The sequence below is a fragment of the Streptomyces sp. NPDC048257 genome, assembly GCF_043201855.1.
Lineage (GTDB): Bacteria > Actinomycetota > Actinomycetes > Streptomycetales > Streptomycetaceae > Streptomyces.
In genome coordinates, this window is sequence record NZ_JBICZI010000022.1 from 46,126 (window position 1) to 71,736 (window position 25,611).

The 25,611-nt window shown below is 73.5% G+C and carries 24 protein-coding genes; 12 read left to right on the top strand and 12 right to left on the bottom strand.

Going from position 1 to position 25,611, the window contains the following annotated elements; genetic code table 11:
* Positions 1–378 precede the first annotated feature (378 nt).
* Complete coding sequence (locus ACGFZK_RS29975) at positions 379–660, bottom strand: HPr family phosphocarrier protein (protein WP_393851985.1); 282 nt, start codon at positions 658–660, stop codon at positions 379–381.
* Positions 661–854: 194 nt separating this feature from the next.
* On the opposite strand from ACGFZK_RS29975, the gene ACGFZK_RS29980 reads away from it, so the two are divergent.
* The 7 genes from ACGFZK_RS29980 to ACGFZK_RS30010 all read left to right on the top strand — a co-directional run bounded on the left by ACGFZK_RS29980 (position 855) and on the right by ACGFZK_RS30010 (position 8,731).
* Complete coding sequence (locus tag ACGFZK_RS29980) at positions 855–3,644, top strand: GNAT family N-acetyltransferase (protein WP_393851986.1); 2,790 nt, start codon at positions 855–857, stop codon at positions 3,642–3,644.
* A gap of 50 nt (positions 3,645–3,694) precedes the next feature.
* Positions 3,695–4,294, top strand: coding sequence for a DUF5998 family protein (locus ACGFZK_RS29985; protein ID WP_030009684.1), 600 nt, complete (start codon positions 3,695–3,697; stop codon positions 4,292–4,294).
* On the top strand, positions 4,294–5,496 hold the full coding sequence (locus ACGFZK_RS29990) for an alkaline phosphatase family protein (RefSeq protein ID WP_393851987.1): 1,203 nt from the start codon (positions 4,294–4,296) through the stop codon (positions 5,494–5,496). The genes ACGFZK_RS29985 and ACGFZK_RS29990 overlap by 1 nt, the downstream gene beginning before the upstream one ends.
* A gap of 62 nt (positions 5,497–5,558) precedes the next feature.
* Entirely contained in the window at positions 5,559–6,209 is a 651-nt protein-coding gene (locus ACGFZK_RS29995; RefSeq protein WP_393851988.1) for a thymidine kinase, read from the top strand.
* Positions 6,210–6,329: 120 nt separating this feature from the next.
* Positions 6,330–6,638: a hypothetical protein gene (locus ACGFZK_RS30000; protein ID WP_393851989.1), complete on the top strand. Its 309-nt coding sequence runs from the start codon at positions 6,330–6,332 to the stop codon at positions 6,636–6,638.
* 339 nt (positions 6,639–6,977) lie between these two features.
* Positions 6,978–7,130 (top strand): hypothetical protein, encoded by a 153-nt coding sequence (locus ACGFZK_RS30005; RefSeq protein ID WP_393851990.1) that lies wholly within the window; start codon positions 6,978–6,980, stop codon positions 7,128–7,130.
* A 119-nt stretch (positions 7,131–7,249) separates the two neighbouring features.
* Positions 7,250–8,731, top strand: coding sequence for a UDP-N-acetylmuramoyl-L-alanyl-D-glutamate--2,6-diaminopimelate ligase (locus ACGFZK_RS30010; protein WP_393851991.1), 1,482 nt, complete (start codon positions 7,250–7,252; stop codon positions 8,729–8,731).
* Between the two features lie 23 nt (positions 8,732–8,754).
* Here ACGFZK_RS30010 and ACGFZK_RS30015 read toward each other — a convergent pair whose 3' ends face one another.
* The 6 genes from ACGFZK_RS30015 to ACGFZK_RS30040 are packed head-to-tail and all read right to left on the bottom strand — an operon-like array spanning position 8,755 to position 14,690.
* The gene (locus ACGFZK_RS30015) at positions 8,755–9,876 is read right to left on the bottom strand and encodes a pyridoxal-phosphate dependent enzyme (RefSeq protein ID WP_393851992.1); all 1,122 of its coding nucleotides are present in this window, start codon (positions 9,874–9,876) and stop codon (positions 8,755–8,757) included.
* Positions 9,797–10,879: a GHMP kinase gene (locus ACGFZK_RS30020; protein WP_393851993.1), complete on the bottom strand. Its 1,083-nt coding sequence runs from the start codon at positions 10,877–10,879 to the stop codon at positions 9,797–9,799. Before ACGFZK_RS30020 ends, ACGFZK_RS30015 begins: the two co-directional genes overlap by 80 nt.
* A complete protein-coding gene (locus tag ACGFZK_RS30025) occupies positions 10,876–11,709 on the bottom strand; it encodes a Rossmann-like domain-containing protein (protein WP_393851994.1) in 834 nt (277 codons plus the stop codon). The genes ACGFZK_RS30020 and ACGFZK_RS30025 overlap by 4 nt, the downstream gene beginning before the upstream one ends.
* The gene (locus ACGFZK_RS30030) at positions 11,706–12,566 is read right to left on the bottom strand and encodes an ABC transporter ATP-binding protein (RefSeq protein ID WP_393851995.1); all 861 of its coding nucleotides are present in this window, start codon (positions 12,564–12,566) and stop codon (positions 11,706–11,708) included. Before ACGFZK_RS30030 ends, ACGFZK_RS30025 begins: the two co-directional genes overlap by 4 nt.
* Positions 12,563–13,666, bottom strand: coding sequence for a FecCD family ABC transporter permease (locus tag ACGFZK_RS30035; protein WP_393851996.1), 1,104 nt, complete (start codon positions 13,664–13,666; stop codon positions 12,563–12,565). The genes ACGFZK_RS30030 and ACGFZK_RS30035 overlap by 4 nt, the downstream gene beginning before the upstream one ends.
* Complete coding sequence (locus tag ACGFZK_RS30040; RefSeq protein ID WP_393851997.1) at positions 13,656–14,690, bottom strand: ABC transporter substrate-binding protein; 1,035 nt, start codon at positions 14,688–14,690, stop codon at positions 13,656–13,658. Before ACGFZK_RS30040 ends, ACGFZK_RS30035 begins: the two co-directional genes overlap by 11 nt.
* 168 nt (positions 14,691–14,858) lie before the next feature.
* Here ACGFZK_RS30040 and ACGFZK_RS30045 point away from each other — a divergent pair, with 168 nt between their 5' ends.
* The gene (locus ACGFZK_RS30045) at positions 14,859–16,118 is read left to right on the top strand and encodes an MFS transporter (protein WP_393851998.1); all 1,260 of its coding nucleotides are present in this window, start codon (positions 14,859–14,861) and stop codon (positions 16,116–16,118) included.
* A 75-nt stretch (positions 16,119–16,193) separates the two neighbouring features.
* Here the strand turns inward: ACGFZK_RS30045 and ACGFZK_RS30050 are convergent, their stop codons facing one another.
* Entirely contained in the window at positions 16,194–16,979 is a 786-nt protein-coding gene (locus tag ACGFZK_RS30050; protein ID WP_393851999.1) for a VOC family protein, read from the bottom strand.
* 176 nt (positions 16,980–17,155) lie between these two features.
* On the opposite strand from ACGFZK_RS30050, the gene ACGFZK_RS30055 reads away from it, so the two are divergent.
* A complete protein-coding gene (locus tag ACGFZK_RS30055) occupies positions 17,156–18,001 on the top strand; it encodes a sulfurtransferase (protein ID WP_393852000.1) in 846 nt (281 codons plus the stop codon).
* 49 nt (positions 18,002–18,050) lie between these two features.
* Here the strand turns inward: ACGFZK_RS30055 and sepH are convergent, their stop codons facing one another.
* Positions 18,051–19,076 carry a septation protein SepH gene (gene sepH / locus ACGFZK_RS30060; protein WP_393852001.1) on the bottom strand — a complete coding sequence of 342 codons (1,026 nt, stop codon included), beginning with the start codon at positions 19,074–19,076 and terminating at the stop codon, positions 18,051–18,053.
* Positions 19,077–19,597: 521 nt separating this feature from the next.
* Here sepH and ACGFZK_RS30065 point away from each other — a divergent pair.
* Positions 19,598–20,197 (top strand): hypothetical protein, encoded by a 600-nt coding sequence (locus ACGFZK_RS30065; RefSeq protein WP_393852002.1) that lies wholly within the window; start codon positions 19,598–19,600, stop codon positions 20,195–20,197.
* Between the two features lie 267 nt (positions 20,198–20,464).
* On the opposite strand, the gene ACGFZK_RS30070 is transcribed toward ACGFZK_RS30065, so the two are convergent.
* The gene (locus ACGFZK_RS30070; RefSeq protein WP_393852003.1) at positions 20,465–21,796 is read right to left on the bottom strand and encodes a D-arabinono-1,4-lactone oxidase; all 1,332 of its coding nucleotides are present in this window, start codon (positions 21,794–21,796) and stop codon (positions 20,465–20,467) included.
* Positions 21,744–23,000, bottom strand: a complete 1,257-nt coding sequence (locus ACGFZK_RS30075; RefSeq protein ID WP_393852004.1) for an MFS transporter — start codon at positions 22,998–23,000, stop codon at positions 21,744–21,746. Before ACGFZK_RS30075 ends, ACGFZK_RS30070 begins: the two co-directional genes overlap by 53 nt.
* Positions 23,001–23,171: 171 nt before the next feature.
* On the opposite strand from ACGFZK_RS30075, the gene ACGFZK_RS30080 reads away from it, so the two are divergent.
* Positions 23,172–24,326: a ferrochelatase gene (locus ACGFZK_RS30080; RefSeq protein ID WP_393852005.1), complete on the top strand. Its 1,155-nt coding sequence runs from the start codon at positions 23,172–23,174 to the stop codon at positions 24,324–24,326.
* An 11-nt stretch (positions 24,327–24,337) separates the two neighbouring features.
* Complete coding sequence (locus ACGFZK_RS30085) at positions 24,338–25,141, top strand: inositol monophosphatase family protein (RefSeq protein WP_393852006.1); 804 nt, start codon at positions 24,338–24,340, stop codon at positions 25,139–25,141.
* A 156-nt stretch (positions 25,142–25,297) separates the two neighbouring features.
* Here the strand turns inward: ACGFZK_RS30085 and ACGFZK_RS30090 are convergent, their stop codons facing one another.
* Positions 25,298–25,480, bottom strand: coding sequence for a hypothetical protein (locus ACGFZK_RS30090; RefSeq protein WP_393852007.1), 183 nt, complete (start codon positions 25,478–25,480; stop codon positions 25,298–25,300).
* Positions 25,481–25,611 lie beyond the last annotated feature (131 nt).

The window sequence follows — 25,611 nt, forward strand, 5'->3', positions numbered from 1 at the left end:
CAGGCGCCGTATACAAAGGATGGAATCACGCGAATTCGCTGCGCGGCGGCCGGCCGGTTTCTGCCCTGGCTCGATTCGCCGTGCCGAATTCCTGCGGAGCTTTATTTCGGCCCCGGGATTTCGGCCCCCGGGATTTTGGCCCGGGCCCTTTCTCTGCCGAGCCGGATTCCCTGCGGGCCGTCCCGTCATCGCGGGTGGATCGGCGCGCGGCGCCGTAGCCGGCGGCGCGCGCCCGCCCGGGATCGCGGGACAGCCTTCAGGTCCGCTTCCCCTGGGGCGGGGATGCCGCGGCGTCCGGCCCCGTGCGTGAACGACGAAGCCGCGGCCCCCGGGGGTGCCGGGGCCGCGGCTTCGCGCGTGGAGGTCGAACCCGAAGGGTCAGACGGTCTCGGGGAGCTCCTCGAGACCCTCGGCGACCAGCTTCGCGAGGCGGTCCAGTGCGACGTCCGCACCCTCGGCCTCGGAGGCGAGGACGATCTCCTCGCCGCCCTGGGCGCCCAGGCCCAGAACCGCCAGCATGGAGGCGGCGTTGACGGGGTCGCCGCCGGACTTCGCGATGGTCACCGGGACGCCGGAAGCGGTCGTCGCACGGACGAAGATCGAGGCGGGACGAGCGTGCAGGCCCTCGGCCCAACCGACGTTGACGCGGCGCTCTGCCATGGTGATGCCCTTCAGGTTCTTACGGTTGTCTAGACCAGTCTCTCACGACGCCCGGAATGCTCGGACCGACCTTCGGCCTGAATTTTTCGCCGTTCGACCTTCCCCAGCTTGCACTGATTTGCGCCATATTGCCTTACGCGCCGCGCGCGCACCGTCCGGCCCGATCCGGCCTGATCCGGCCGTAAGGTGGGCCCATGACCATCGAGTCGGACCCCTCGTACCCGGCCCACTGGGAAGCCGATGTCGTCCTCCGCGACGGCGGCACCGCCCGGATCCGGCCCATCACCACCGAGGACGCGGGCCGGCTCGTCAGCTTCTACGAGCAGGTCTCGGACGAGTCGAAGTACTACCGGTTCTTCGCCCCGTACCCCCGGCTCTCCGACCGCGACGTGCACCGCTTCACGCACCACGACTACGTGGACCGGGTCGGCCTCGCCGCGACCATCGGCGGGGAGTTCATCGGCACCGTCCGCTACGACCGCATCGGCCCGGACGGCCGGCCCGCCACCGCACCCGCCGACGAGGCCGAGGTCGCTTTCCTCGTCCAGGACGCCCACCAGGGCCGCGGGGTCGCCTCCGCCCTCCTCGAGCACATCGGCGCGGTGGCCCGGGAGCGCGGCATCCGGCGGTTCGCCGCCGAGGTGCTGCCCGCCAACGGCAAGATGATCAAGGTGTTCACGGACGCCGGCTACCAGCAGAAGCGCAGCTTCGAGGACGGCTCCGTCCACCTCACCCTCGACCTCGAACCCACCGCCGAGTCCCTCGCCGTGCAGCGCGCCCGCGAACAGCGCGCCGAGGCCCGCTCGGTCCAGCGGCTGCTCGCCCCCGGCTCGGTGGCCGTGGTCGGAGTCAGCCGCTCCGGCGCGGGCGTGGGCGCCGCCGCCCTGCGCAACCTGCGCGACAGCGGCTTCCACGGCCACCTCTACGCCGTCAACGAGGCCGTCACCCGCGACCTGCTCGACGGCGTACGGGCCTACCGCACGGTCGAGGCCATCGGCGCCCCGGTCGACCTCGCGGTGATCGCGGTCCCCGCCGACCGGGTCCCCGACGCCGTGGCCGCCTGCGGCGATCACGGGGTCCAGGGGCTCGTCGTCCTGTCCGCCGGATACGGGGAGAGCGGCCCGGCCGGACTCGCCCGCCAGCGCGAACTGGTGCGGCAGGTGCGCTCGTACGGGATGCGGCTCATCGGGCCGAACGCCTACGGGGTGATCAACACCGCGCCGGAGGTGGAACTCAACGCCTCCCTCACCCCCGCGCCGATGCCGACGCGCGGCCGCATCGGCCTGTTCACGCAGTCCGGGGCGATCGGGATCGCCCTGCTCGCCGCGCTGCTCCGGCGCGGCGAGGGCCTGTCCTCCTTCGTCTCCGCGGGGAACCGGGCCGACGTCTCCGGCAACGACATCCTCCAGTACTGGTACGACGACGAGGCGACCGACGTCGCCCTGCTCTACCTCGAAACCCTCGGCAACCCGCGGAAGTTCACCCGCCTCGCCCGCCGGACGGCGGCCGTCAAGCCGGTGGTCGTCGCCAAGGGCGGCCGCCACAGCCCGGCCGGGCACGTCGTCACCGGCACCAGGCTGCCGGAGGCCACCGTCTCCGCCCTGCTGCGGCAGGCCGGAGTCATCCGCGTCGACACGGTCACCGAGCTGGTGGACGTCGGCCTCCTGCTCGCCGCGCAGCCGCTGCCCGCCGGGCCCCGGATCGCGATCCTCGGCAACTCCGAATCCCTCGGGATCCTCACCTACGACGCCTGCCTCACCCAGGGGCTGCGGCCGCTGCCGCCGCTGGACCTGACGACGGCCGCCTCGCCGGCGGACTTCCGCTCCGCCCTGACCGACGCGCTCGCCTCGGACGACTGCGACGCGGTGGTGGTCACGGCCATCCCGTGGGTGAGCGAGGACGCGCCCGCGGACGATCTCGCCGGGGCGCTCCGCGCAGCGGTCGCCGAGCACCCCGGCAAGCCGGTGGCGGTGGTGCACGTCGAGCTGGGCGAGCTCGTCGAGGCCCTGTCCGCCGTGCGCGGCGTCCCGAACCCCGCCCCCGCCCGGAGCTGGGGCCCCGCCCCGGACCACGCGCCCCCCGCACCCGCCGGACTGATGTCCGCCGCGGGGGACAGCATCCCCAGCTACCCCGCCGCCGAGCGGGCGGTCAAGGCCGTCGCCGAAGCCGTCCGGTACGGGCAGTGGCGCCGGGCCGCGGCCGACGACGACGGGCGGGTCCCCGAGTACGAGGACATCGACGAGGCCGGGGCGGCGGAGCAGCTGGCCGCGCTGCTGGCCGACGTCGACCACGGCGCCGTGCTGACCCTGACCGACTGGGACGCCCGCGAGCTGCTCGCGCGCTACGGGATCCGCGTCCTGCCCACCCTGCCCGCGCCGAGCGCCGACGCGGCGGCCCGGGCCGCCGGGGTCCTGGGCTATCCGGTGGCCCTCAAGACCACCGCCCCGCACCTGCGCCACCGCGCGGACCTGGGCGGCGTACGGCTCGACCTGACGAACGAGGCCGACCTGCGGCGCTCGTACGAGGAGCTCACCGACGCGCTCGGCAAGCCCGCCGAGCTCCAGCCCGTGGTGCAGGCCATGGTGCCGCGCGGGGTCGACACCGTCGTCCGCTCCGTCATCGACCCGGCCGCGGGCGCCGTCCTCTCCTTCGGGCTCGCCGGGGTCGCCTCCGAGCTGCTCGGCGATACCGCGCACCGCCTCGTCCCGGCCACCGACCGGGACGCCGCCGGACTGATCCGCTCCATCCGGACCGCGCCCCTGCTCTTCGGCTGGCGCGGCAGCGCCCCCGTGGACACGCCCGCCCTGGAGGGCCTGCTGCTGCGGCTGTCGCGCCTCGTGGACGACCATCCCGAGGTGATCGGCGTCTCCCTGGAGCCCGTCGTGGTCGCCGCCGAGGGCATCTCCGTGCTGAGCGCCACGGTCCGCGTCGCCCACCCGCCCGCCCGCGGCGATCTCGGCCCGCGGACCCTCCCCAGTTACTGACCGGGTACGGCGCGGCCTGAGGGCCCCGTACGGGCCTTAGGATGGACCTCATGGCGAAATCCGGTACGACGACCCAGGGGCTGCGCACGGCGATCGAGCGCAGCGGCTACTACCCGGCCCTCGTGGCCGAGGCCGTGGAGGCCGCGGTGGGCGGCGAGCCGATTTCGTCGTACCTGGTCCACCAGGAGACGACCTTCGACTCCAACGAGGTACGCCGCCACGTCACCGTGCTGGTCCTGACCGGCAACCGCTTCATCGTCAGCCACACCGACGAGCAGGCCGCCGACGCCGGGTCCCCCTCCCCGTACGCGACCACCTCCACCGAGTCGGTCAAGCTGTCGAGCATCTCCTCCGTGGTGCTCAGCCGCGTCGTCGCCAACCCGGAGTCCTACACCCCCGGCACCCTGCCCCGGGAGGTCGTCCTGACCATCGGCTGGGGCGCGGTCTCCCGGATCGACCTGGAGCCGGCCGCCTGCGGCGACCCGAACTGCGACTCCGACCACGGCTACACCGGCAACTCCACCGCCGACGACCTCAGCCTGCGGGTCAGCGAGGCCGGCGACGGCCCGGAGGCGGTGCGCCAGACGCTGGTCTTCGCACAGGCCCTCTCCGAGGCGACGGCGGCGACGTCTTCCACCCCCGCCCGCTGATGGCGTACTCCGCGGCACAGGAGTGGCCCGAGCCGGAACTGCTGGACCTGGCCGGCGCCCCCGTCCCGGAGTACGGCGCCGGGTCGCTCGCCGACCTGCTGCCCACGCTCGTGGCCGGTCAGGGCGTCCCCGGTTTCACCGCTGCCATCACCGAGCTGACCCCGGCCGACCGGAACTGCGTGTTCCTGGTCGACGGCATGGGCTGGGAGCAGATCAAGGCCCACCCGGACGAGGCCCCGTACCTCACCTCCCTCCTCGGCAGTTCGCGCGGCGGCACCGGCCGCCCGATCACCGCGGGCTTCCCGGCGACCACCGCCACCTCGCTGGCCTCCGTGGGCACCGGCCTCCCGCCGGCCCGCCACGGCCTGCCGGGCTACGCCGTCCGCAACCCGGCCACCGGCGAGCTGATGAACCAGCTCCGCTGGCAGCCGTGGACCGCGCCGAAGCCCTGGCAGCCGTACCCGACCGTCTTCCAGCAGGCCGACAAGGCCGGTGTGGCGACCGCACAGGTGTCCTCGCCCGCCTTCCAGACCACCCCGCTCACCAAGATCGCGCTGAGCGGCGGCACCTTCCTCGGCCGGATGACCGGCGAGGAGCGGATGGACCTGGCGGCCGAGCGCCTCGCGGCCGGTGACCGCTCGCTCGTCTACACGTACTACAGCGAGCTCGACGGGGCCGGTCACCGCCACGGCGTGGACTCCGACGCCTGGCGCGGCCAGCTGATGTACGTGGACCGGCTCGTCCAGCGGCTCGCCGAGCAGCTGCCGGCGCGCACCGCCCTCTACGTGACGGCTGACCACGGCATGGTCGACGTCCCCTTCGACGAGGACTCCCGGATCGACTTCGACGAGGACTGGGAGCTGGGCGCCGGCGTGGCCCTGCTGGGCGGCGAGGGCCGGGCCCGGCACGTGTACGCGGTGCCGGGCGCGCAGCCCGACGTGCTGACCGTGTGGCGCGAGGTGCTCGGCGACCGGTTCTGGGTCGCGAGCCGCGAAGAAGCCCTGGAACTGGGCTGGTTCGGCCCGCCGGGGGAGTGCGACGAGCGCGTGCTCGGCCGTATCGGCGATGTGGTGGCGGCCGCCCAGGCCGATGTCGCGATCACCGCCTCGCGCAAGGAGCCGAACGAGTCCGCCCTCGCCGGAATGCACGGCTCCATGACCGCGGCGGAGCAGCTCGTGCCGCTGCTCGAAATCCGCACCTGACCCGCGTCGGCCCCCGGCCGCCCCACCACCACCCCCACGACCCGAAAGGTTCCGTACTTCCCATGCCCGAGCTGGTGTTCTTCTCCGGAACGATGGACTGCGGAAAGAGCACTCTGGCTCTCCAGATCGCCCACAACCGTGACGCGCGGGGTCTGCAGGGGGTCATCTTCACGCGGGACGACCGGGCGGGCGAGGGCAAGCTGTCCTCCCGCCTGGGCCTGGTGACGGAGGCGGTCGAGGCACCGGAGGGCATGGACCTGTACGCGCACCTGGTCGCGCAGCTGTCCAAGGGCGGCAAGGCCGACTACGTGATCGTGGACGAGGCCCAGTTCCTGGCCCCCGAGCAGATCGACCAGCTCGCCCGCATCGTCGACGACCTCGGCCTGGACGTCTTCGCCTTCGGAATCACCACCGACTTCCGCACCAAGCTGTTCCCGGGCTCGCAGCGTCTGATCGAGCTGGCGGACCGTCTGGAGCAGCTCCAGGTGGAGGCCTTGTGCTGGTGCGGCGCCCGCGCCACGCACAACGCCCGCACAGTGGGCGGCGAGATGGTGGTCGAGGGTGCCCAGGTCGTGGTGGGTGATGTGAACCGCCCGGCGGAGGAGATCGGCTACGAGGTCCTGTGCCGCCGCCACCACCTCCGCCGCATGACGAGCGGTTCGGCCCAGGCCGGAGCCCTCTCCCCGGACGTCCTCCCGGTCAACCACGCCTGAACCCTCTCCCTGACGCCCGTGCATTTCCCGTGTCCGCGACAGTGGGGCGAAGGCGCTCGGTGGGAGTTCCTCTCAGGGACGGATATGTGGCCCCGTCACAGCAGATCAGATGAGTCAGACATGACCATGAAGCTGACCTTCGACGGCGACTGGCGCGCGACGGTGACGGACGAACCGCTGGACATCACCGCCCGGTTCACCAGCGACGCCTCCGTAGCGGATGCGATGGAACGTGCGCGGTTCCTCGCGGACACCTTCGGCAGCCAGGACTGGCTGTGGGACGCGACTGGCATCCTTCGGTTCGACAAGGACAGCCGAGAGCCGGTCGGGGCACGATCCCACTGGCCGGAAGAGTCCGCCTCCGCCGAGGAAGCCGCCCGCCTTCCCCTCGCGCCGGCGGTACGCCCTCCCCGGCAACCCGCCGCCTGACCGACCGCACTGGCCCGCCTCCGGGCCGCCGACGAGGCCCTGCGCGAACAGCGCGAGGACCGGCCCCGAGCCGACGCCTTGCTCCAGCTGATCGCCACCTATGTGGATCCGCTGTGGCCATCCAGTGATCCTGTGGCTGGTTCGCGGCTGGCCTTCGCCGTAGTGGTCGAGCGGCTGAACGGTGATCGCCGGGACGAGCGCCGCCCCCACCTGAGCCATCGTCTCCCGCCATGCATCCCGTACGGGGCCCTCCGGTCGCCGTCGGGGCGGACCGGTGGGCTGCGCGGCTCCCGGCCATCGGCGAATCCGGGGGCGACCCATGGGCCGTACACTCGGCCCATGGGTCGCACACGTTCCCCGAGGCAGTGCCTGCAGCAGGCCGCCTCCGGTATGCGCCCGGCCGCCGGGGTTCCGACCGTCGTCGACCCGGCCGGCGCGGCCCTCGCCGTACCGTCCAAGACGCGCCGTACGGCCCTGCACGGCCACGGCTAGCGCTTCGCGCCTCCGGCTCCTCCGCTCCACATCACCACCGCAGCTTCCCGGCATGCCGCCGGCGCTGCCGCCTGGCTACGGCCGCACGCCCGGGCCCGAGCCCCCTCGAAGGGATCATTGTGAAGCTGAGCGCATTGCTGGCCGGCCAGGAGCACCACGTCCTCCAGGGCGATCCGGACACGACGCTGATCACCGCGGGAACCACCTTCGACGCCGACCGGGTGACGCCGGGCTCGCTCTTCATCGCCGTACCCGGCCACCGGGCGGGCGGCCCCGGCTCCGTCTCGCCCGCCCTGGCCCGGGGCGCCGCCGCCGTACTCGTCGACGGGAGTGAACCCGCCCTGCCGGCCGCGGTATGGCCCCCGGGCACCTGCGTCGTCCGGGTACCGAACACGCGGACGGCCGCCGCGGTGGTGGCCTCCCGCTACTTCGGCGAGCCCGGCAGGCAGATGGACATGGTGGCGATCACCGGCACCAACGGCAAGACCTCCGTCTCGTACATGGTCGAGTCCGTCCTGCGGATCGCCGAGGGCTCCAGGACGGGGGTGATCGGAACCGCCGGAAGCAGGATCGGCGATGAGCCGATCCCCATGCCGCCATCGGTGCTGACCACTCCGGAATCGCCCGACCTGCAGTACCTGCTGGGGTACATGCGCGACCGCGGGGCCGCCGGCGTGGTGCTGGAGGCCACCTCGATGGCGCTGCTGACCCACCGGGTGGACCGTACGTTCATCGACGTCGGGGTCTTCACCAACCTCACGCAGGACCATCTGGACGACCACGGGACGATGGCGGACTACCGGGACGCCAAGCTGCGGCTCTTCCAGGGCCTGTGCCGGCGCGCGGTGGTCAACGCCGACGACCCGGTGGGCGCGTCCATCGTGTCGATGATGCCGGGTGAGGTGACCACGTACGCCTTGGACCGCCCGGCCGACTACCGGGCCACCGACCTCGTGGTGAGTGCCTCGGGCACCCGGTTCACCCTCCACCACGCTGGACGCGCGTACCCGGCCTCGATCCCCGTCCCCGGCCGGTTCTCGGTGGCCAACGCGCTGGCCACGGTGGCAGCCTGCCACGTCCTGGGCCACGAACTGGGCCCCCTGGTCGACGCGCTCGACCGGATGCCGCCGGTCCCGGGCCGCCTGGAACGCTTCCGGACCCCGCTGGGCACGTCGGTGATCGTGGACTACGCCCACTCGCCGGACTCCCTGGACAAGGTCCTGACCACCATCCGGGGCTTCGCCCACGGCCGGGTGATCACGGTCTTCGGCTGCGGCGGGGACCGCGACACCACCAAAAGGGCCGAGATGGGCCAGATCGCCGGGACCCATTCCGACCTCTGTGTCCTGACCTCGGACAACCCCCGCAACGAGGACCCCGAGGCCATCCTGGACCAGGTCTCCCTCGGCCTCACGGCGACCGGCACCCCCTTCCGGCGCTACGCCGACCGCCGCCGGGCGATCGCCTTCGCCCTGTCCGCGGCCGGACCCGACGACACGGTCCTGATCGCCGGCAAGGGCAGCGAACCACACCAGATCGTCGGCGAGGAGCTGCTCCCCTTCAGCGATATGGCCACGGTGCGCGAACTGGCCCAGACCTAGGCGGTCGTCGCATGTGATGCCCGTCATGGCACGTCCGGGTGGTACCCCTCCTGAAGATGGCGATCACGCCGGTGACCTCTGCTTGGTCCCGAACGGGGTCCCGTCGGGGAGGCGGTCCGTCGCGGTGGCGTTCGGTCGGCCCGCATGGCCGGGGGCCCGGGGGCCCGGTTCCAGTGCATCCGGGACCAGGGGAGCGCGAGTTCGGCCCGGTCCGTGACCTGCCGCGGAGCCAGGGTGCCGATCGCGGCCGCCTCGTGGTGGCGGGCGTACACGGTGTCCACGTAGCGGTGGCCGGTGTCGGCGGCGATGAAGAGGACCGTACGTTCCGGGGCGCGGGAGCGTTCCCAGCGGGCGGCGAGGTATCCGGCCCCGCTCGACAGGCCGGCGAACACCGCGTGCCGCCGCAACAGGTCGACGCTGCCGGCCAGGGCGGCGTCGAAGGAGATCCAGTGGAGCGCGTCGTACGACGCGTGGCTGACGTTCCCGAAGGGGATGGAGCTGCCGATCCCGGCGATGATGATCTCGGGGTCGGCGACGTGCTCCGCGCCGAAGGTGACGCTGCCGAACGGCTGCACGCCGACGAGTTGGACATCGGGGGAGCCCTCCCGGAGGTAGCGCGCGAGGGCTCCGGTGGACGCGCCCGAGCCGACCCCGCCGACCACGGTGAGGCCGTCCCCGCCCGTGGCCCCCCGGATCAGCTCGGCCACGGCCCGGTAGCCCAGGTAGTGGACGTCGTCGTGGTACTGGCGCATCCAGTGGTACTCGGGATGCTCGGCGAGGATCTCGTGGATGCGCTCGACCCGCCGCTTCTGGTCCAGCTTCAGGTCGCTGCAGGGCTCCATCTGCTCCAGTGTCACCCCGAGGACGGCGAGTTGGGCGCGCAGCGTGCGATCGACCGTGGCCGAGCCGACGATGTGACAGTGCATGCCGTGACGGTGGCAGGCCAGGGCGAGGGCGTACGCGTAGATCCCGCTGGAGCTGTCCAGCAGGGTGTCTCCGCGCCGCACCACCCCGGCGTCGAGCAGGTGACGGACCGCCGCCAGGGCGGAGACGGCCTTCATGGTCTCAAAGCGCAGGCAGACGAGCCGGTCGTCGAGGCGAATCAGGTCCGGTCGGCCGATGGCCTCCGCGATGTGCTGGTCCACTCGGGAACTCCTTGGTCGTCGGGAAGGATGGCGGGGAGGACGGCGGGAAGGACGGCGGGAAGGATGCCGGGGAGGCCGGCCGGGGCAGGAAGCTCGTGAAGGTGCGGGTCGCGGCGATGCCGTTGCTCTCCAGGGCCCGTACGCAGCTCCGGACCCGGTGGCGCAGCCCCGGAGCCGCCGGGTCGAGGAGCAGACCGGCCACCGCGCCGCTGTGCGCGATCTGGACCCCCACGGCTCCTAGCCGCCGGGCGATGTCGGCCAGCGTGTCGAACTCCGGGTGACCGAGCAGCCGTTGGCCCTGCCGTGCGCTGGCGCTCGCGACCCGGCCCAGCAGGGCCGCGTCTCCTGTGGCCACGGCCCGCCGCAGCAGGCCGCGCAGCCGCTCGAAGGCGCGTACGTCGGTGTCGTCGTACGCGCGGACCGGCAGGGACAGGGTGTCCACGGGCGCGCCCCCGCCCAGGGCGCAGCCCACGACGACGAGCGGCGGCAGGCAGGGCCCGAGGACCTCCAGCACCCGGCCCTCGCGCTGGGCGAAGAGCACCGGGCGGGCGTCGAGCATCAGCGGGTCGCAGGCCAGTTCGGCGCGTACCGCGAGCCGGGCGACGGTGTCGGGCGCCAGCCGCATCCCGTAGGAGTCCGCGACCGCGCGTACGACGGCGATGACATCGCTGGTGGAGCTGCCCATGCCCAGGCCCACCGGGATGTCGCCGGTGATCCGCAACTCCCCTCCGCAGGGCGGCTCCCGGCGCCGCAGGGCGCACTCCGCGACGGCGAGGGCCGCCGCGCGGGCGGCCTTCGTACGGTCACCCGGCAGGACCGTGAGCTGTTCCGGCGGGGTGCCGGGGCGCCGGGTGAACTCGGCCCGGCTGCCCAGCCCGGACATCGGCAGGGTGACGAGGCCGGCGCACCGGCGCCCGCCGGCGTCGAGGAAGACGCCCTGGAGGATCTCGCCGTGGTGGCAGGAGGCGCGCCCGGCGCCGCGGCGGACGGTGGGCGGGATCACGGCCGCCCCGCCGTCCGGTAGCGGTACAGAGTCGTCGGGTCGGCGCTGAACTGGGAGAAGGGGAAGGGCTCCGCGGACAGGGCGGTCACCCCGGAGCCGAGGAAGGCGCGGGCCACCGCGCTGCCGCTCTGCGCGTAGACGACCAGCGGGATGCCCCGGGTGCGGCAGCGGTCGAGAACGGTGTCGAAGGAACCGTTGCCGAGGGTCATGCCGGTGGCGACGACGGCGTCGGCGCGCTCCAGTACCTCGTGCATGTCGGCGGTGACGGGATCGCCCCACCGGGTGGCCCGGAGGTTGAAGTCGCACGGCAGCGGTGCACCGCCCCGCTCGCGGATGGCCGCGACCAGCGGGTCGACCACGCCGATCAGGCCGACGCGGGCACCCGCGTCGATGTCCAGCAGCCCGGCGATGGCCGCGTCACGCGCCCGGGCACGTACCTCGGGGGTGCCGGCGGGGAGGACGACCGGCTCCGCCCCGGCGTCGCGGTGCGGGAGCTGCCCGGCCAGGTACGCGTCGAGGGCGGCGATCCGCAGCGGCCGCGGTGCCTCGCGCAGCAGGACGTCGAGCGGGGAGCCCGAGGAGTCGCGGCAGATCGCCGGGTCGATCTCGCCGGCCTCGAAGGCGCAGCCGCCGAAGGAGTCGCCGAGCCGCACCAGGACGTACTGGTTGAGGTAGGTGGAGTCGCCGCCGGCCAGCCGGGTGCCGTGGTGGATCCAGAACACGCTGGTCGCCACGAGCCCGGAGGGCAGCGGGCCGTGCTCACCGGCCAGCACGGCCGCGACGAGGGCGTCGACGGTCGGTGCGGGGGCGGTGTCCGTGCGGTGCGTCATGAGGTTCCTTGCCGAAGTGTGGGTGTGGGTGCGGGTGCGGGTGCGGGTGCGGGTGCGGATTCGGGTACGGATACGGCTGCGGGTGCGGCCCGCCGCAGCGGGCCGCGGTAGGAGACCGCGGGCCGGCCCACGCCGTCGGTGGCCAGCTCGGCGTCCACCTCGAAGATCTGGCCGAGGCGCTCGGCCGTGAGGACGGCGGCCGGGGTGCCGGAGGCGATCAGCCGGCCCCGGTGCATCAGCAGCAGCCGGTCGCAGTAGCGGGCGGCCAGGGTGAGGTCGTGCAGCGCGACCAGCACCGTCTGCCCGGTGCCGGCGAGCAGCTCCATGAGCTCCAACCGGTGCTTGACGTCCAGGTGGTTGGTGGGCTCGTCGAGGAGCAGGCCGTACGGTTGCTGGGCCAGCGCGCGGGCGATGTGCGCGCGCTGCCGCTCGCCGCCGGACAGGCCCTTCCAGGAGCGCCCGGCGAGCGCGGTGAGGCCGAGGCGGTCCAGCGCGGCGGCGACGACCGCCCGGTCGGTGGCGTCCGGCCCGCGCCGGCGGCCACGGAAGGGGGTCCGCCCCAGGCCCACGACATCGGCGACGCGCAGGTCGGTGTCGAATCCGGGGTCCTGCTCCACGAACGCGACCCGGCGGGCGATCCGGCGGGTGCTCCAGTCCCGCACCGGCTCGCCGTCGTAGCGCACGGTGCCCGCGTCGGGCACGCGCAGCCCGGCCAGGCAGCGCAACAGCGAGGACTTGCCCGAGCCGTTGGGGCCGAGCAGTCCGACCGTCTCGCCCGGCGCGATGTCCAGGCCGACCCCGCGGACGACGGGCGTGCCCGAGGCCGACCAGCTCAGCCCTTCGGCGGTGATCCTCACAGCTCACCCCTCCTGCGCAGGACGAGGAGGAACAGCGGTACGCCGAGCAGTGCCGTGATCACGCCGACCGGAATCTCACGCGGCGCGAAGGCGACCCGCGCCAGGGAGTCGGTCCACACGAGGAACACCGCGCCCGCGAGCGCCGCGTGCGGGAGCAGGACCCGGTGCAGCGGACCGGAGAGGAAGCGCACCCCGTGCGGGACGATCAGCCCGACGAAGCCGATCGCGCCGACGGTGGCCACCGCCACCGAGGTCAGTACGGCCGTCACCACGAGCAGGAGCATCCGGGTGCGCCGTACGCCGATTCCCAGCGAGGCGGCGGTGTCCGCGCCGAACGCGAGGCCGTCCAGGGCGTTCGCGCACAGCCAGGCGGCCGCGAGACCCAGCGGGGTGACGATCGCGCAGACCGCGACGGCGTCCCAGCGGGCCGGGGCCATCGAGCCCAGTAGCCAGTGGGTGAGGGCGCGTGTGGTGTCGGCGTCCGCCGAGGCCATCAGGACGAGCGAGGTCAGGGCGGTGAAGAGCTGCCCGACGACCACGCCGGTGAGGACGATGCGGACCGAGTCCAGGCCCGTCCGGCGCAGCAGCGCCAGCAGCAGGCCGAAGGAGAGCAGGGCGCCGGCGAGGGCGCCACCGGTGATCCCGAGGGTGCCGGCGCCCAGCCCGGACAGGGGCAGGACGGCCACGGTGACGGCGCCGGCCGAGGCACCCGAGGAAACGCCGATCAGGTACGGGTCGGCCAGCGCGTTGCGGGTGACGGCCTGGAGCACGGTGCCGCAGACCGCGAGCGAGGCGCCGACCAGGGCCGCCATCAGGACCCGCGGCAGCCGCAGGTCCCAGACGAGCGAATCCAGCAGCGGCGGCAGCGGTTCGGTGCCGAGGCCCAGCCGGGCGCCGAACACCCGGCCGAGGTCCGCCCATCCCACGTCGGCCGTACCGATACGGGTGCCTGCCGCCACCGAGGCGGCCAGTACGAGCACCCCCGCGAGGAACAGCCCCACCCGGGCCCGGGCCGGGGCGGGCGCGCCCACCGGCGTCCGCACCCGGACGCCGCGGGCGGCCGGAAGCAGCAGGTCCACGGCCCCCGGCTCAGCGGACATACCCGAGGTCCCTCATTGCGGCCGCGAGCAGCCCCAGGGCGTGCACGGAACGTACGGAGGGGTCCAGTTCGATGCCCGGCACCTCGACGATCCTGTTGTCGCGCACCGCCGCCAGCTTGGACACCAGCGGGTGCTCGGCCAGGGTGGCGCGCTTCTCGGCGGCGCTGTCGCCGGGCCGGCCGCGTTCGCTCAGATCGCCGACCACGACGAAGTCCGGGTTGCGCCGGGCGACTTCCTCCCAGGAGACCTCGGGCCAGTCCTCGTCCACGTCGTCGAAGGCGTTCTGCGCGCCGACGATCCGGCTCATCTCACTGGGCAGACCGGTCCGGCCCGCGACGTACGGCATGCCGTTGAAGACCGAGTAGAGGTAGACGACGGTGGGCCGGCCGCCGCCCGGGACGGCCGCCCGGGCGGCGTTCCCACCGGCCTCGGTGACGGCGGCCCGCTGCTCCCGGGCGAGCCTGCCGGCCCGCTCCTGACTGCCGAAGACCTTGCCGAGCTGCTCGTAGTCGGAGAAGAGCAGTTCGAAGGGGCTCTTTCCGGCCTCGTTCTGCTGCGGGCAGTCCACGGCGCTGACGAAGGCGGGGACCTCGAGGGCCTGGAGCTCCTCGCGGGTGCCGGCCCGGTCCTTCGTGTAGAGGTCGCTGGAGCCGGCCACCACGAAGTCGGGTGCGGCGGAGCGCAGTTGCTCGCTGGTCGCGATCTTGGGGGCGATGACCGGGACCTTGGCGTACGCGTCCCGGTACTGCGCGGGGATCTTCGTCTTCAGGTTGGCCGTCCCGGCCAGCCGGTCCTGGAGCCCCAGTTCCAGCAGGGTCTCGGTCGAGGTCTGGTCCAGGGTGACGGCACGTTCCGGGGGCCGGTCGAAGGAGAGCTGCCGCCCACAACTGCCGATGACGGCTCCGGCGGCGGCGGGTTCGCCGGTCGCTGCGCGGTCTTCGGTGGCGGCTGAGCAGCCCGCCGTCGTGAGGGTCAGGGTCAGGGCGAAGGCAAGGGGGATGCCGGGTCGGGCGCGGTGGCGCATGGGTTCTCCGGTCTGGGAAGAGCGTGGGTGTTGTCGTGCACCGGGCAGGAGTGCCTCGTTCGAAGGGTACTGTAATGGTTATCGTTTTCATTAACACCCCCGGGTCCGGCCCACCGAGCCCCGATCCGGCCCCTGCCGACGCAACCGACGAACGAGGAGCACCACACCGTGGCGACTGCACCCGTGCCCACGACGCCCAAGACCGGCCCGCCGCCCCCGCGTTCCGTCCTGCGCGACACCGCCTTCCTGCGCCTGTGGGCGGGCACCACCGCCTCCGGACTCGCCACCTGGGCCCTGCCCTTCGTCCTGGGCCTCGCGGTCCTGCACCGGGAACTCGGCGCGGCCGGCCTGGGCCTGGTCCTGGCGGCCCGCACCGCCGGCTTCCTCGTCGCCGTCGCCGTCGGCGGGGTGCTCGCCGACCGCCACTCGCGCCGGGCCGTCGTGCTCTGGTCCGCCCTCACGGCCGCGCTCGCCGCCCCGCTCCTCGCCCTCGGGCTCGGCCGGTCACTGGTGTTGATGACCCTGGCCGCCGCCCTCGCGGGCGCGGGCCAGGGGGCCTGCCGCCCCGCCTTCCAGGCGCTCACCGCCGAGGTCGTCGCCGCAGGCAGCAGGCAGCAGGCCAACGCCGCCATGACCGTGGCGGTACGGACCTCCACGCTCGCGGGCCCCACCCTGACGGCGCTGCTCGCGGCCTTCGCCGACGTGGGGACGCTGCTGCTGGGGATCGGCCTGCTCTGGCTGGTCGCCGCCCTCCTGCCGGGCCGTGGCGCCGAGGCGACCGCGTCGGGGGCACCCGCACCGCGGGCATCGCTGCGTGCCGAGTTCGTCGACGGGATACGCGAGGCCCGCCGGCACCCCTGGTTCCCCGCCGGACTCGGCGCCCTGACCGCCGTGATAGCCCTCGGCTACTCCGCCACCAGCGTCGCCCTGCCCCTCATCAGCCGTGACCGCTACGGCACCGAGTGGGTCCTGGCCGCGGCCGTGACCGCCTACACCGTGGGCGCGCTCGGCGGCGCCCTGGTCACCGCCCGACGGCGGCCCCGCTCACAGGGCTGGAGCGCCCTCGCCGGACTGGCCGTCTACGGCTTCGCGCCGCTGAGCCTGGTGCTGCCCGTCCACCCGGCCGTCGTGGTCGCGGCCTACGCCGTGGCCGGAATCGGCATCGAGCTGTTCAACGTGCCCTGGTTCACGGCCACCCAGCGCGAGGTCGCCCCCGACAAGCTCGCCCGCGTCTCCTCCCTGGACTTCCTGCTGTCCTACGGCCTCGCCCCGGTGGGCCTCGCCCTCATCGCCCCGGCCATCGGCGTCTTCGGGGTCACCCCGGTCCTCGCCGTGTGCGCCGCGGCCTGCTTCCTCGTACCCGCCGCGGCCGCCCTCGTGCCCACCGCCCGACACTTCGGGCGGGCGCCGGGGCCGAGGGCGCACTGAGCTCGGTGCCGCGAGCGCCGAGGAGCCCGGCGCCGCGAGCGCACGACGGGCCCAGTGCGCGAGCGCACGACGGGCTCAGTGCCGCGAGTGCACGATGGCGAAGACCGCGCCCTCCGGGTCCGCGACCGTGGCCTGCCGGCCACGCAGGCCCTCGCGGGGCGGGTCGACGACACGTCCGCCGAGCTCGACGACGCGGGCCGCCGCCGCGTCGGTGTCGGCCACCTCGAAGTACGCCATCCAGTGCGGCCCCCGGTCGTGCGGCAGCGAGCGGCCGACCCCGTGCACGGCCGCCACCGGGTGGCCTCCCAGCTGCAGGGTCAGGTAGTCGAAGTCGTCGGTGGCCGTGGCGTGCGTCTGCGCCTCGTGGCCGAAGACGTGCTCGTAGAACTTCCCGACCGTCGAGGTGTCCTGGGTGACCAGCTCGTTCCACACGGGCGTGCCGGGCCCGCCGTGCAGCCGGGTGCCCATGCGGCTCTGCGCCTGCCACAGCCCGAAGATCGCGCCCAACGGGTCGGAGCAGATCGCCACCCGCCCCGCGATACCGGCGTCCAGCGGTCCCACCGCGACCGTGCCCCCGCAGGCCCGGACCGACTCGGCGGTCGCGTCCGCGTCGTCCGTGGCGAGGTACGTCGTCCAGGCCACCGGAAGATGCCGGTCCGGCGGCATCTCGCCGATCCCCGCCACCTCGTGGCCGTCCAGCACCGCGCGGACGTACGGTCCGAGCTGCTCGGGGCCGGGTTCGTACTCCCAGCCGAACAGGTCGGCGTAGAAGTCCTCGGTGGTCCCGAGGCCGTGCACCATGAGGCTCACCCAGCACGGGGTACCGGGCGTGCGCCGGGTTGCTTCCGCTGCCTCGGTCATGTCAGCCGTCTCCTCCGTCGTACCGCTTACCGATGCTGATGCTTCCACTCCCGGGGACTCGGCGCGCCCCGACCGGGCCGCATCGAGGGGGCCCGGTGCGGAGTTGACCGGATCGGTACGGCCCGGCGATAACGGGCTTGTGACGGCGGTGCGGGGTGGGGAGGAAGATGGCCGGCATGACTGCGAAATCTGCGATCCTCGACGCCGCCGAACTGAGGAGCGAGCTGGCGGGCCCCCGCCCGCCGGTCCTCCTGGACGTCCGCTGGCAGCTCGGCGGCCCCGACCAGCGGCCCGCCTACGAGGCAGGACACCTGCCCGGAGCGGTGTACGTCGACCTCGACCGCGAACTGGCAGGTCCGCCCGGGTCGGGCGGGCGGCACCCGCTGCCGGACCCGGAGGCCTTCGGGGAGGCGATGCGCCGGGCGGGCGTCCCGGCGGACGGACCCGTCGTCGTATACGACGGCGGTCTGGGCTGGGCGGCGGCCCGCGCGTGGTGGTTGCTGCGCTGGACAGGTCACCCGAACGTGCGGGTCCTTGACGGCGGCCTGACCGCGTGGACGGCGGCCGGGGGTGAGGTGACGGCCGACCGGGTGACTCCCGCGGAGGGTGATTTCAAGCCAACTCCGGGGTCGGTCGGACTGCTGGACGCGGACGCGGCGGCCCTGCGCGCGCGTGAAGGGATCCTCCTGGACGCCCGTGCGGGGGAGCGCTACCGCGGCGAGGTCGAACCGATCGACCCGGTCGGCGGCCACATCCCGGGCGCGCTGTCGGCCCCGACCTCGGAGAACGTGGGTGCGGACGGGCGGTTCCTGCCGGGGGCCGCCCTGCGGGCCCGGTTCGAGGGGCTCGGCGCGTCCGAGGACATCCCGGTCGGCGTGTACTGCGGCTCGGGAGTCTCCGGAGCGCACGAGGTACTGGCCCTGGAGGTGGCGGGCATCGAGTCCGACCTCTACGCGGGCAGCTGGTCGCAGTGGTCGGGCGACCCGACCCGCCCGGTGGCCACGGGTCCGGACCCCCAGTAGGGGCACGTACGGCCGCCGCCGGGAGGACCCGGCGGCGGCGCTCCTGCTCCTACTCCTGCTTCTTGCGGCGGGTGCCGAAGACGATCTCGTCCCAGCTCGGTACCGCCGCACGGCGCCCGGGGCGGACCCCGTCGGCCTCGGCCTGGCGGTCCGTGGTGCCCGTCAGGCGGTCGCGGTGGCCCGCCACCGTCCGCGGCATCAGTACGTCGGCGTACGCGGCGCCCGCGCCCGCCGAGGCGGCGGGGGCCGGCGGCTCCTCCGCCTCGGGTTCCGTGTCCGGGGTCTCGGTGCGGTCCGGGACCACCATGTCGCCGCGGAAGCTCGGGACCGCCTCCAGCAGGCTGGTCAGGGTGTCCCGCTCCTCCTCCGGTTCCGGCGCGGGCGCCGGCCGGCCGTCGGGCCGCTCCAGCTGCCGGTCCAGGGCGCGGTCCAGCGGCCGGTCGCGCGGCAGCCGCGCGATCCTCGGCACGAAGGGGAAGCTCGGTTCCGGCGCCGCCGGCAGGTCCTCCGACTCGCCGATCAGGGAGCGCGCCTCGTCGTCCACGGCCACGACCAGCCGGCGCGGCGGGTCGTAGGTCCAGCTCGCCGAGTGCGGCTCGCCCGCGACCCGGTAGACGAGGAGGACCTCCCACGTGCCGTCGTCACGGCGCCAGGAGTCCCACTGGACGGACTCCTTCTCGGCCCCGCGCAGGGACAGCCGCTCCTGCACGGCCTCACCGAGCTGCGGACCGGTGTTCTCGCCGGGCCGGCGCACGGGGGTCTTGCGGGCGCGCTCGGCCATGAACGCGCGCTCGGCGAGCACCGGGCCCTCGAAGCGGCGTACGCGGTCGACGGGGATGCCCGCGAGCTGAGCGACCTCCTCCGCGGAGGCACCGGCTCGTATGCGGGCCTGGATGTCGCGGGGGCGGAGGTGGCTCTCCACCTCGATCTCGATCTGGTTCAGGCGTGCGCGATCGTTGCGGACGGCGGCCCGGAGCCGCTCGTCGATCGGAAGCGTGTACTCCGTGCTGTCCGCAGCCTTGAGCACCAGTCGTGTGCCGTCATTTGAGACGGCCACGACACGCAGTTCGGGCATGGGGACCTCCCGGGTGGTGCCTGCCGACGTCACGTGCGTCGCTGCTTCCGCTAGTCGAGTGTGGCCTGCCCGGGTGCAGCCTGCCACAACCTTGCCGAGTTAAACCGGCGTGTCGGGCATGCGCCCTTGATCGCCGTTATGGCACGGTTACCTGTTGGGCACGCACAGTGACCGAACGGTTACTGTGCGCAGCAGGAGCCCGTGCAATACCGCGGCATCACCGGTCTTTGAGTGCCGTTTTCCATCAGTCGGCCCCCTCTCCCGAGTCCGGACATCCGAAAGGAAGGACGGCCCCAGGGCTCGCCACAGTACTCCATTCGGGCCACCTGGGTGGACCGCCGCGCCGCCGAACTTCTCCCGGACGGCGGGAGTTGGCCTGCCCTCGATCGGGTCCGACCTGCACCCGTGGTCCCTTTAGGGTGTCTTGCTTCACATAATCACCAGAAACGGAACTATCTGCTTCGCCCAGGGGTCGGTAACTCCTGAGAGACGAGAAGCGCGAGAGGCAGGACGCACCGGGGATGGCGATGGGTCAGAAGGCGGCGCGGGACGTCGAGGACGAACCGGAGAACGAGGGGAAGAAGCTCGACCTGAGCGCGGCCCAGGTCGCCGGTTCCTCTCTCGCCACCGTCGCGGCGGCCCTGCTCGCCTCGAAGATGGGCGTCTACGGGACCATCCTCGGGGCCGGTGTGGTCAGCGTCGTCGCCACCGCGGGCGGGCCCGTCATCCAGCACCTCTTCCGGCGCACCGGAGACCAGCTGCGGGAGAGCGCCCGGCCCAGGGCCCGTCAGGTGCCGCTGCCCCGCGAGGAGTCGAGGACGGCGCCGACGACGGACGCACCGCGGACGCCGCAGGCGGCGGAGGCGGCCGGTACGCCCGTCACGGGGGGCGCCGCGGAGGAGTTCGGCGCGGCCACCGTGCACGGCACCCGGGTACGGGGACTGGAAGCGCACCGCGGTGGCCTCCGGCGCGGCTTTCGCCCTCGCCATCGGCGGCCTCGGCACCTACGAGGCGATGGCCGGCACCTCCGTCAGCAGCGGCGGCGGCACCCTCTTCTCCGGCGGGACCCGCACGGCGAACGAGGAGCGGCCCGCCCCGCCGCGGGACGAGCCGGACGGTGACGGGAAGGGCGGCCGGCGTCCCGGGACCGGGACCTCCCCGAGCCCCTCCACCTCGCACGGGGGCCGGAGCCCGAGCACCGAACCGAGCCCCTCGGGCTCCGGGCACTCCGGTGACGCCGGGGCCTCCGGCGAACCGGCGCCCGGCGCCTCCCCGTCGAAGGAGGCCCCGGGCTCGTCCCCGAGCCCCACACCGCCGGCCCCGACGCCCAGCCCGGACGCGTCGGCACCGGCAGCGCGGCAGAGCACACCCTGACCGACCGGGACGGCTCAGTCCCCCAGCACGCGCCGCAGGTAGTCGTTGCCGAACACCCGGTCCGGGTCGAGCCGGTCGCGCAGCGCGGTGAACTCGCCGAACCGCGGGTAGACCTCGGCGAAGTACCCCGCGTCCCGCGTGTGCACCTTGCCCCAGTGCGGACGCCCGCCGTGCGCGGTGAAGATGCGCTCGGCCGCCGTGAAGTAGGACTGGTACGGGGTGCCCTTGTACATGTGCACCGCGATGTACGCCGTTTCGCGCCCGGAGGCCGTCGACAGCGTGATGTCGTCCGCCGGGGCCGTGCGCACCTCCACGGGGAAGCTGATCCGCAGCCCGGAACGGTCGACCATCGCCCGCAGCTCCCGCAGTGCCTCGACCACCTGCTCGCGCGGGAGGGCGTACTCCATCTCCACGAAGCGCACCCGGCGCGGGCTGGTGAACACCTTGTACGGGATGTCCGTGTACGTGCGCGCCGACAGGGCGCGGCTGGCCACGCGGGCGATGGAGGGAATGGTGCCCGGGACCGCGCGGCCCAGCGAGTTGACGGCCTGGAAGAGGCCGTTGGAGAGCAACTCGTCCTCGATCCAGGCGCTCACCGGTCCGGGCGGGGCGGCGGGGCCCTGGCTGCGGTTGTTCCGCTTGGTGTTGCAGTTGCCGGTGTGCGGGAACCAGTAGAACTCGAAGTGCTCGTTCTCCGCGAAGTGCTCCTCGAACTCGGCCGTCACCCGGTCGAAGCCCATCGGCTCCTCCCGTGCGGTCAGGAAGAAGATCGGCTCCACGGCGAAGGTGATAGCGGTGACGATGCCGAGCGCGCCGATGCCGAGCCGGGCCGCCGCGAAGACCTCGGGATTCTCCTTCTCGGAGCAGGTCAGCAGCCGGCCGTCGGCGGTGACCAGTTCCAGACCGCGGATCTGGGCGGCGATGGACGCCGAGTCGCGGCCGGTGCCGTGGGTTCCCGTGCTGGTGGCGCCGGAGACCGTCTGCTCCATGATGTCGCCCATGTTGGTGAGCGAGAGGCCCTCCGCGGCCAGGGCCCGGTTGAGGTCCTTCAGGACCGTGCCCGCCGCCACCGTGACCGTGCCGGCGGCCCGGTCGATCGACCGGATCCCGGCCAGCGCCTGCGGGCGTACGAGCACCCCGTCGGTCGCGGCGGCCGCGGTGAAGGAGTGGCCGGTGCCCACCGCCTTCACCCGCAGCCCGTCCCCGGCGGCCCGGCGGACCGTCTCCTGGAGTTCCCCGACCGAGGCCGGGGTCACCACGCGGGCCGGTGTGGCGCTGACGTTGCCCGCCCAGTTATGCCACGCGGTCCGTTCCGCGCTGCTCTTCCCTGCTGTCGCCGTCCCCATCGGTTGCTGGCTCCTCCCCTTGCGCCGGCCTCGTCAGCCGGCGGTATCCCGCGAACGCAACCGCCGCCGCGGCCACTCCCGCCGAGACGGAGACGACGTACCCGGTCTGCGCCCCGGCTGCGTCGACGACCCAGCCGGTCACGGAGGACCCGACCGCGATTCCGACCGCGAGGCCGGTGCTGATCCAGGTCATGCCCTCGGTCAGCTTCGCGTGTGGCACGTGCGCCTCGATCAGGGCCATCGTCGTGATCATCGTGGGAGCGATGGCGAGGCCCGAGACGAAGAGCGCCACGGCCAGAAACGGCATGTTCCCGGCCAGTAGGAGGGGGATCATACTCACGGCCATCGCACTGATGCCCAGTATCCAGCGAGGTTCGGCCCTGCCCTTGAAGTGCATGAGGCCGAAGACGATGCCCGCCAGGCAGGATCCGAACGCCCAGATCGCCAGGAACACCCCGCCGAGGGACTTGCTGCCGTGTTCCTCGGCGAAGGCCAGGGTGGCCACGTCCACGGAGCCGAAGATCGCGCCGGTCGCGACGAAGGTCGCCACCAGCACCTGGAGGCCGGGGGAGCGCAGCGCCGAGGACCGGTCCGTGTGCTCCTGGTGCGGATGCGGCGCGGGCTCGGTGGCGGTCAGTGCGGTCAGCCACCACACGCCGGTCAGCAGACAGACGAGGGCGACCACCGGGCCGGCCTCGGGGAACCAGCCGGCCGACAGCGTGGCCGCCAGCGGAGGACCGACGATGAAGCAGAGCTCGTCGACGATGGACTCGAAGGAGTACGCCGTGTGCAGCTGGGGGGTGTCGCGGAACAGGGCCGTCCAGCGGGCGCGGACCATCGACCCGACGCTGGGCACGCACCCGGCGATGACGGCGAAGGCGAAGTAGGTCCAGCTCGGCCAGTCGTTCGCCGCCGCGACCAGCAGTCCGGTCACGGCGGCGGCCGCGATCAGTGTGGCCGGGCGCAGCACCCGCCGCTGTCCGTACTGGTCCACGAGCCGCGAGACCTGCGGGCCCACGGCGGCGGCGGACAGGGCGATGGTGGCGGTGATTCCGCCCGCGAGGGCGTAGCTGCCCCCCAGCTCCGTGATCATCGTGAGGACACCGATGCCCACCATGGACAGCGGCATCCGGCCGATGAGGCCGGCGGCTGTGAACCCCTTGGTGCCGGGGGTCGCGAAGATCGCGCGGTAGGGACTGGGCAAGGTGGTGCCCTCCGTAAGGGACGTGGCTGGCTCAGACAGGTTACGTCTGCCGACAAGGCGCCCGCATGGGGAAAACAGCGAGAAGTTAGGGTGACCTTACCTCTTGTCCGAGGTGTGGGACGGGCCGGGTCCGTTGCCCGCGCGCGGATGCCGGGTGGCAGGATTCGAGGCATGCCAGACCAGTTCCGCGCCCCCGACGCCGGCTCCGCCGCCCCCTACGACGCCCTCCTGCTGCTGTCCTTCGGCGGCCCCGAGGGACCCGACGACGTCGTGCCCTTCCTGGAGAACGTCACCCGCGGGCGCGGGATCCCGCGCGAGCGGCTCAAGGAGGTCGGGCAGCACTACTTCGGCTTCGGCGGGGTCAGCCCGATCAACGGGCAGAACCGCGAGCTGCTGGACGCGCTGCGCAAGGACTTCGCCGGGCACGGGCTGGACCTGCCGGTGTACTGGGGCAACCGGAACTGGACCCCGTACCTGACCGACGTGGTGCGGGAGATGGCCGCCGACGGGCGCCGCCGGATCGCGGTGCTGGCGACCAGCGCGTACGCCTCGTACTCGGGCTGCCGCCAGTACCGCGAGAACCTCGCCGACGCGCTGGCCACCCTGGCCGAGGAGGGCGTGGAGCTGCCGCGGGTCGACAAGCTGCGCCACTACTTCAACCACCCCGGCTTCGTGGAGCCCATGATCGACGGAGTGGTGGCCTCGCTCGGCTCGCTCCCCGAGGAGGTGCGCTCCGGCGCACACCTCGCCTTCACCACCCACTCCATCCCGACCGCCGCGGCGGACGCCTCCGGCCCGGTCGAGGACCACACCGAGGACGGCGGGGGCGGGGCGTACGTCAGGCAGCACCTCGACGTCGCCCGGGTGATCGCGGACGAGGTGGCGGCGCGGACCGGGGTCGCGCACACCTGGGAGCTCGTCTACCAGTCCCGCAGCGGCGCCCCGCACGTCCCGTGGCTGGAGCCGGACGTCTGCGACCACCTGGAGGCCCTGCACGCCGCCGGTGCGCCCGCGGTCGTCATGGTGCCCATCGGCTTCGTCTCCGACCACATGGAAGTCCTCTACGACCTGGACACCGAGGCCACCGCGAAGGCGGCCGAGCTCGGCCTGCCCGTCCGAAGGTCCGCGACCGTCGGCGCCGATCCGCGCTTCGCCGGGGCCGTACGGGAGCTGGTGCTGGAGCGCGCCGCCAAGGAGCGCGGCGAGCGGGCGGCGGAGTGCTGGGTGGGCACCCTGGGCCAGAGTCATGACCTGTGCGCGGTGGGCTGCTGCCCGGCGCGGGGCCCCCGGCCGGCGGCCGCGGGCGTGGACAGTCCGTACGCGTAGGAAGTGGGACCGTGATCTCTGACGAGCTGAAGGCCGAACTGCTGGACGTGGGCCTGGAGGCCGCCCGGCAGGCCGGAGCTCTGCTGCGCGACGGCCGCCCGGCCGATCTGGCGGTGGCGGCGACGAAGAGCAGCCCGATCGACGTGGTGACCGAGATGGACATCGCGGCGGAGAAGCTGATCACCGGCGTCCTCGCCGAGCGGCGGCCCGAGGACGGGCTGCTGGGCGAGGAGGGTGCGGACACCCCGGGGACGAGCGGGGTGCGCTGGGTCGTCGACCCGCTGGACGGCACCGTGAACTACCTCTACGGGCTCCCGAGCTGGGGCGTGTCCATCGCGGCCGAGTACGGGGGCGAGACCGTGGTCGGCGTCGTGGCGGCGCCGATGCGCGGGGAGACCTACCACGCGGTGCTCGGCGGCGGGGCCTGGCTGGGTACGGCCCGCCTCGCATGCCGGACGGCGGCGCCGCTGGACCAGGCGCTGCTCGGGACCGGCTTCGCGTACGTGCAGACCCGGCGGGCCCACCAGGCGGAGGTCGTGGCGCGGGTCATCCCGCTGGTGCGGGACATCCGGCGGGGCGGCTCGGCGGCACTGGACCTGTGCGACGTGGCCGCGGGGCGGCTGGACGGGTACTACGAGCGGGGACTGAACCCGTGGGACCTGGCCGCCGGTGACCTGATCGCCCGCGAGGCCGGGGCCGTGACGGGAGGCCGTCCGGGCGAGCCGGCCTCGGGCGGGCTGACCCTGGCCGCCACGCCGGCCGTGTTCGCCTCGCTCCAGCCGTTGCTGGAGGAGTACGGGGCCTGGCACGACTGAGGGCACGTGCACCGAAAGCCGCGCTGAAGGCACGTGAACCCCGGACGCCCGCGCTCGGGCATCCGGGGTTCATGTGGTGCAGCGGCCGTGCAGAGGTCGTGCAGGGGTGTTTTGTGCAGGATCGTGCGGGAGGAGCAGGCCCGGCCGATCGGGGGATCAGCAGGCGGGCACGGTGGCGGCCGAGACCGGAACACCGTGTTCGGCGGCCAGGCGCTGGAGATCCTCCAGCTCCGCCAGTTCCACTTCCGCGAGGAAGTCGTCGCCCGTCTCGCGGGCGTGCCTGAGGTCCGACTGCGTAGTCCTGATGCGCTGCAGGAGACCCGCGGTGAATGCGTCCATGGTGGGTTCGCCCCCTCTTCGTGGGTCGGCGGCGGCACGTGGCTGTCCGCCGTCAGGGAGTGGATGGGGTGTGCTCTCGTCCTCCCCTGCACCCTGGGCCCAGAAACCTCGTAAGGCCAGGGAATCCTCAC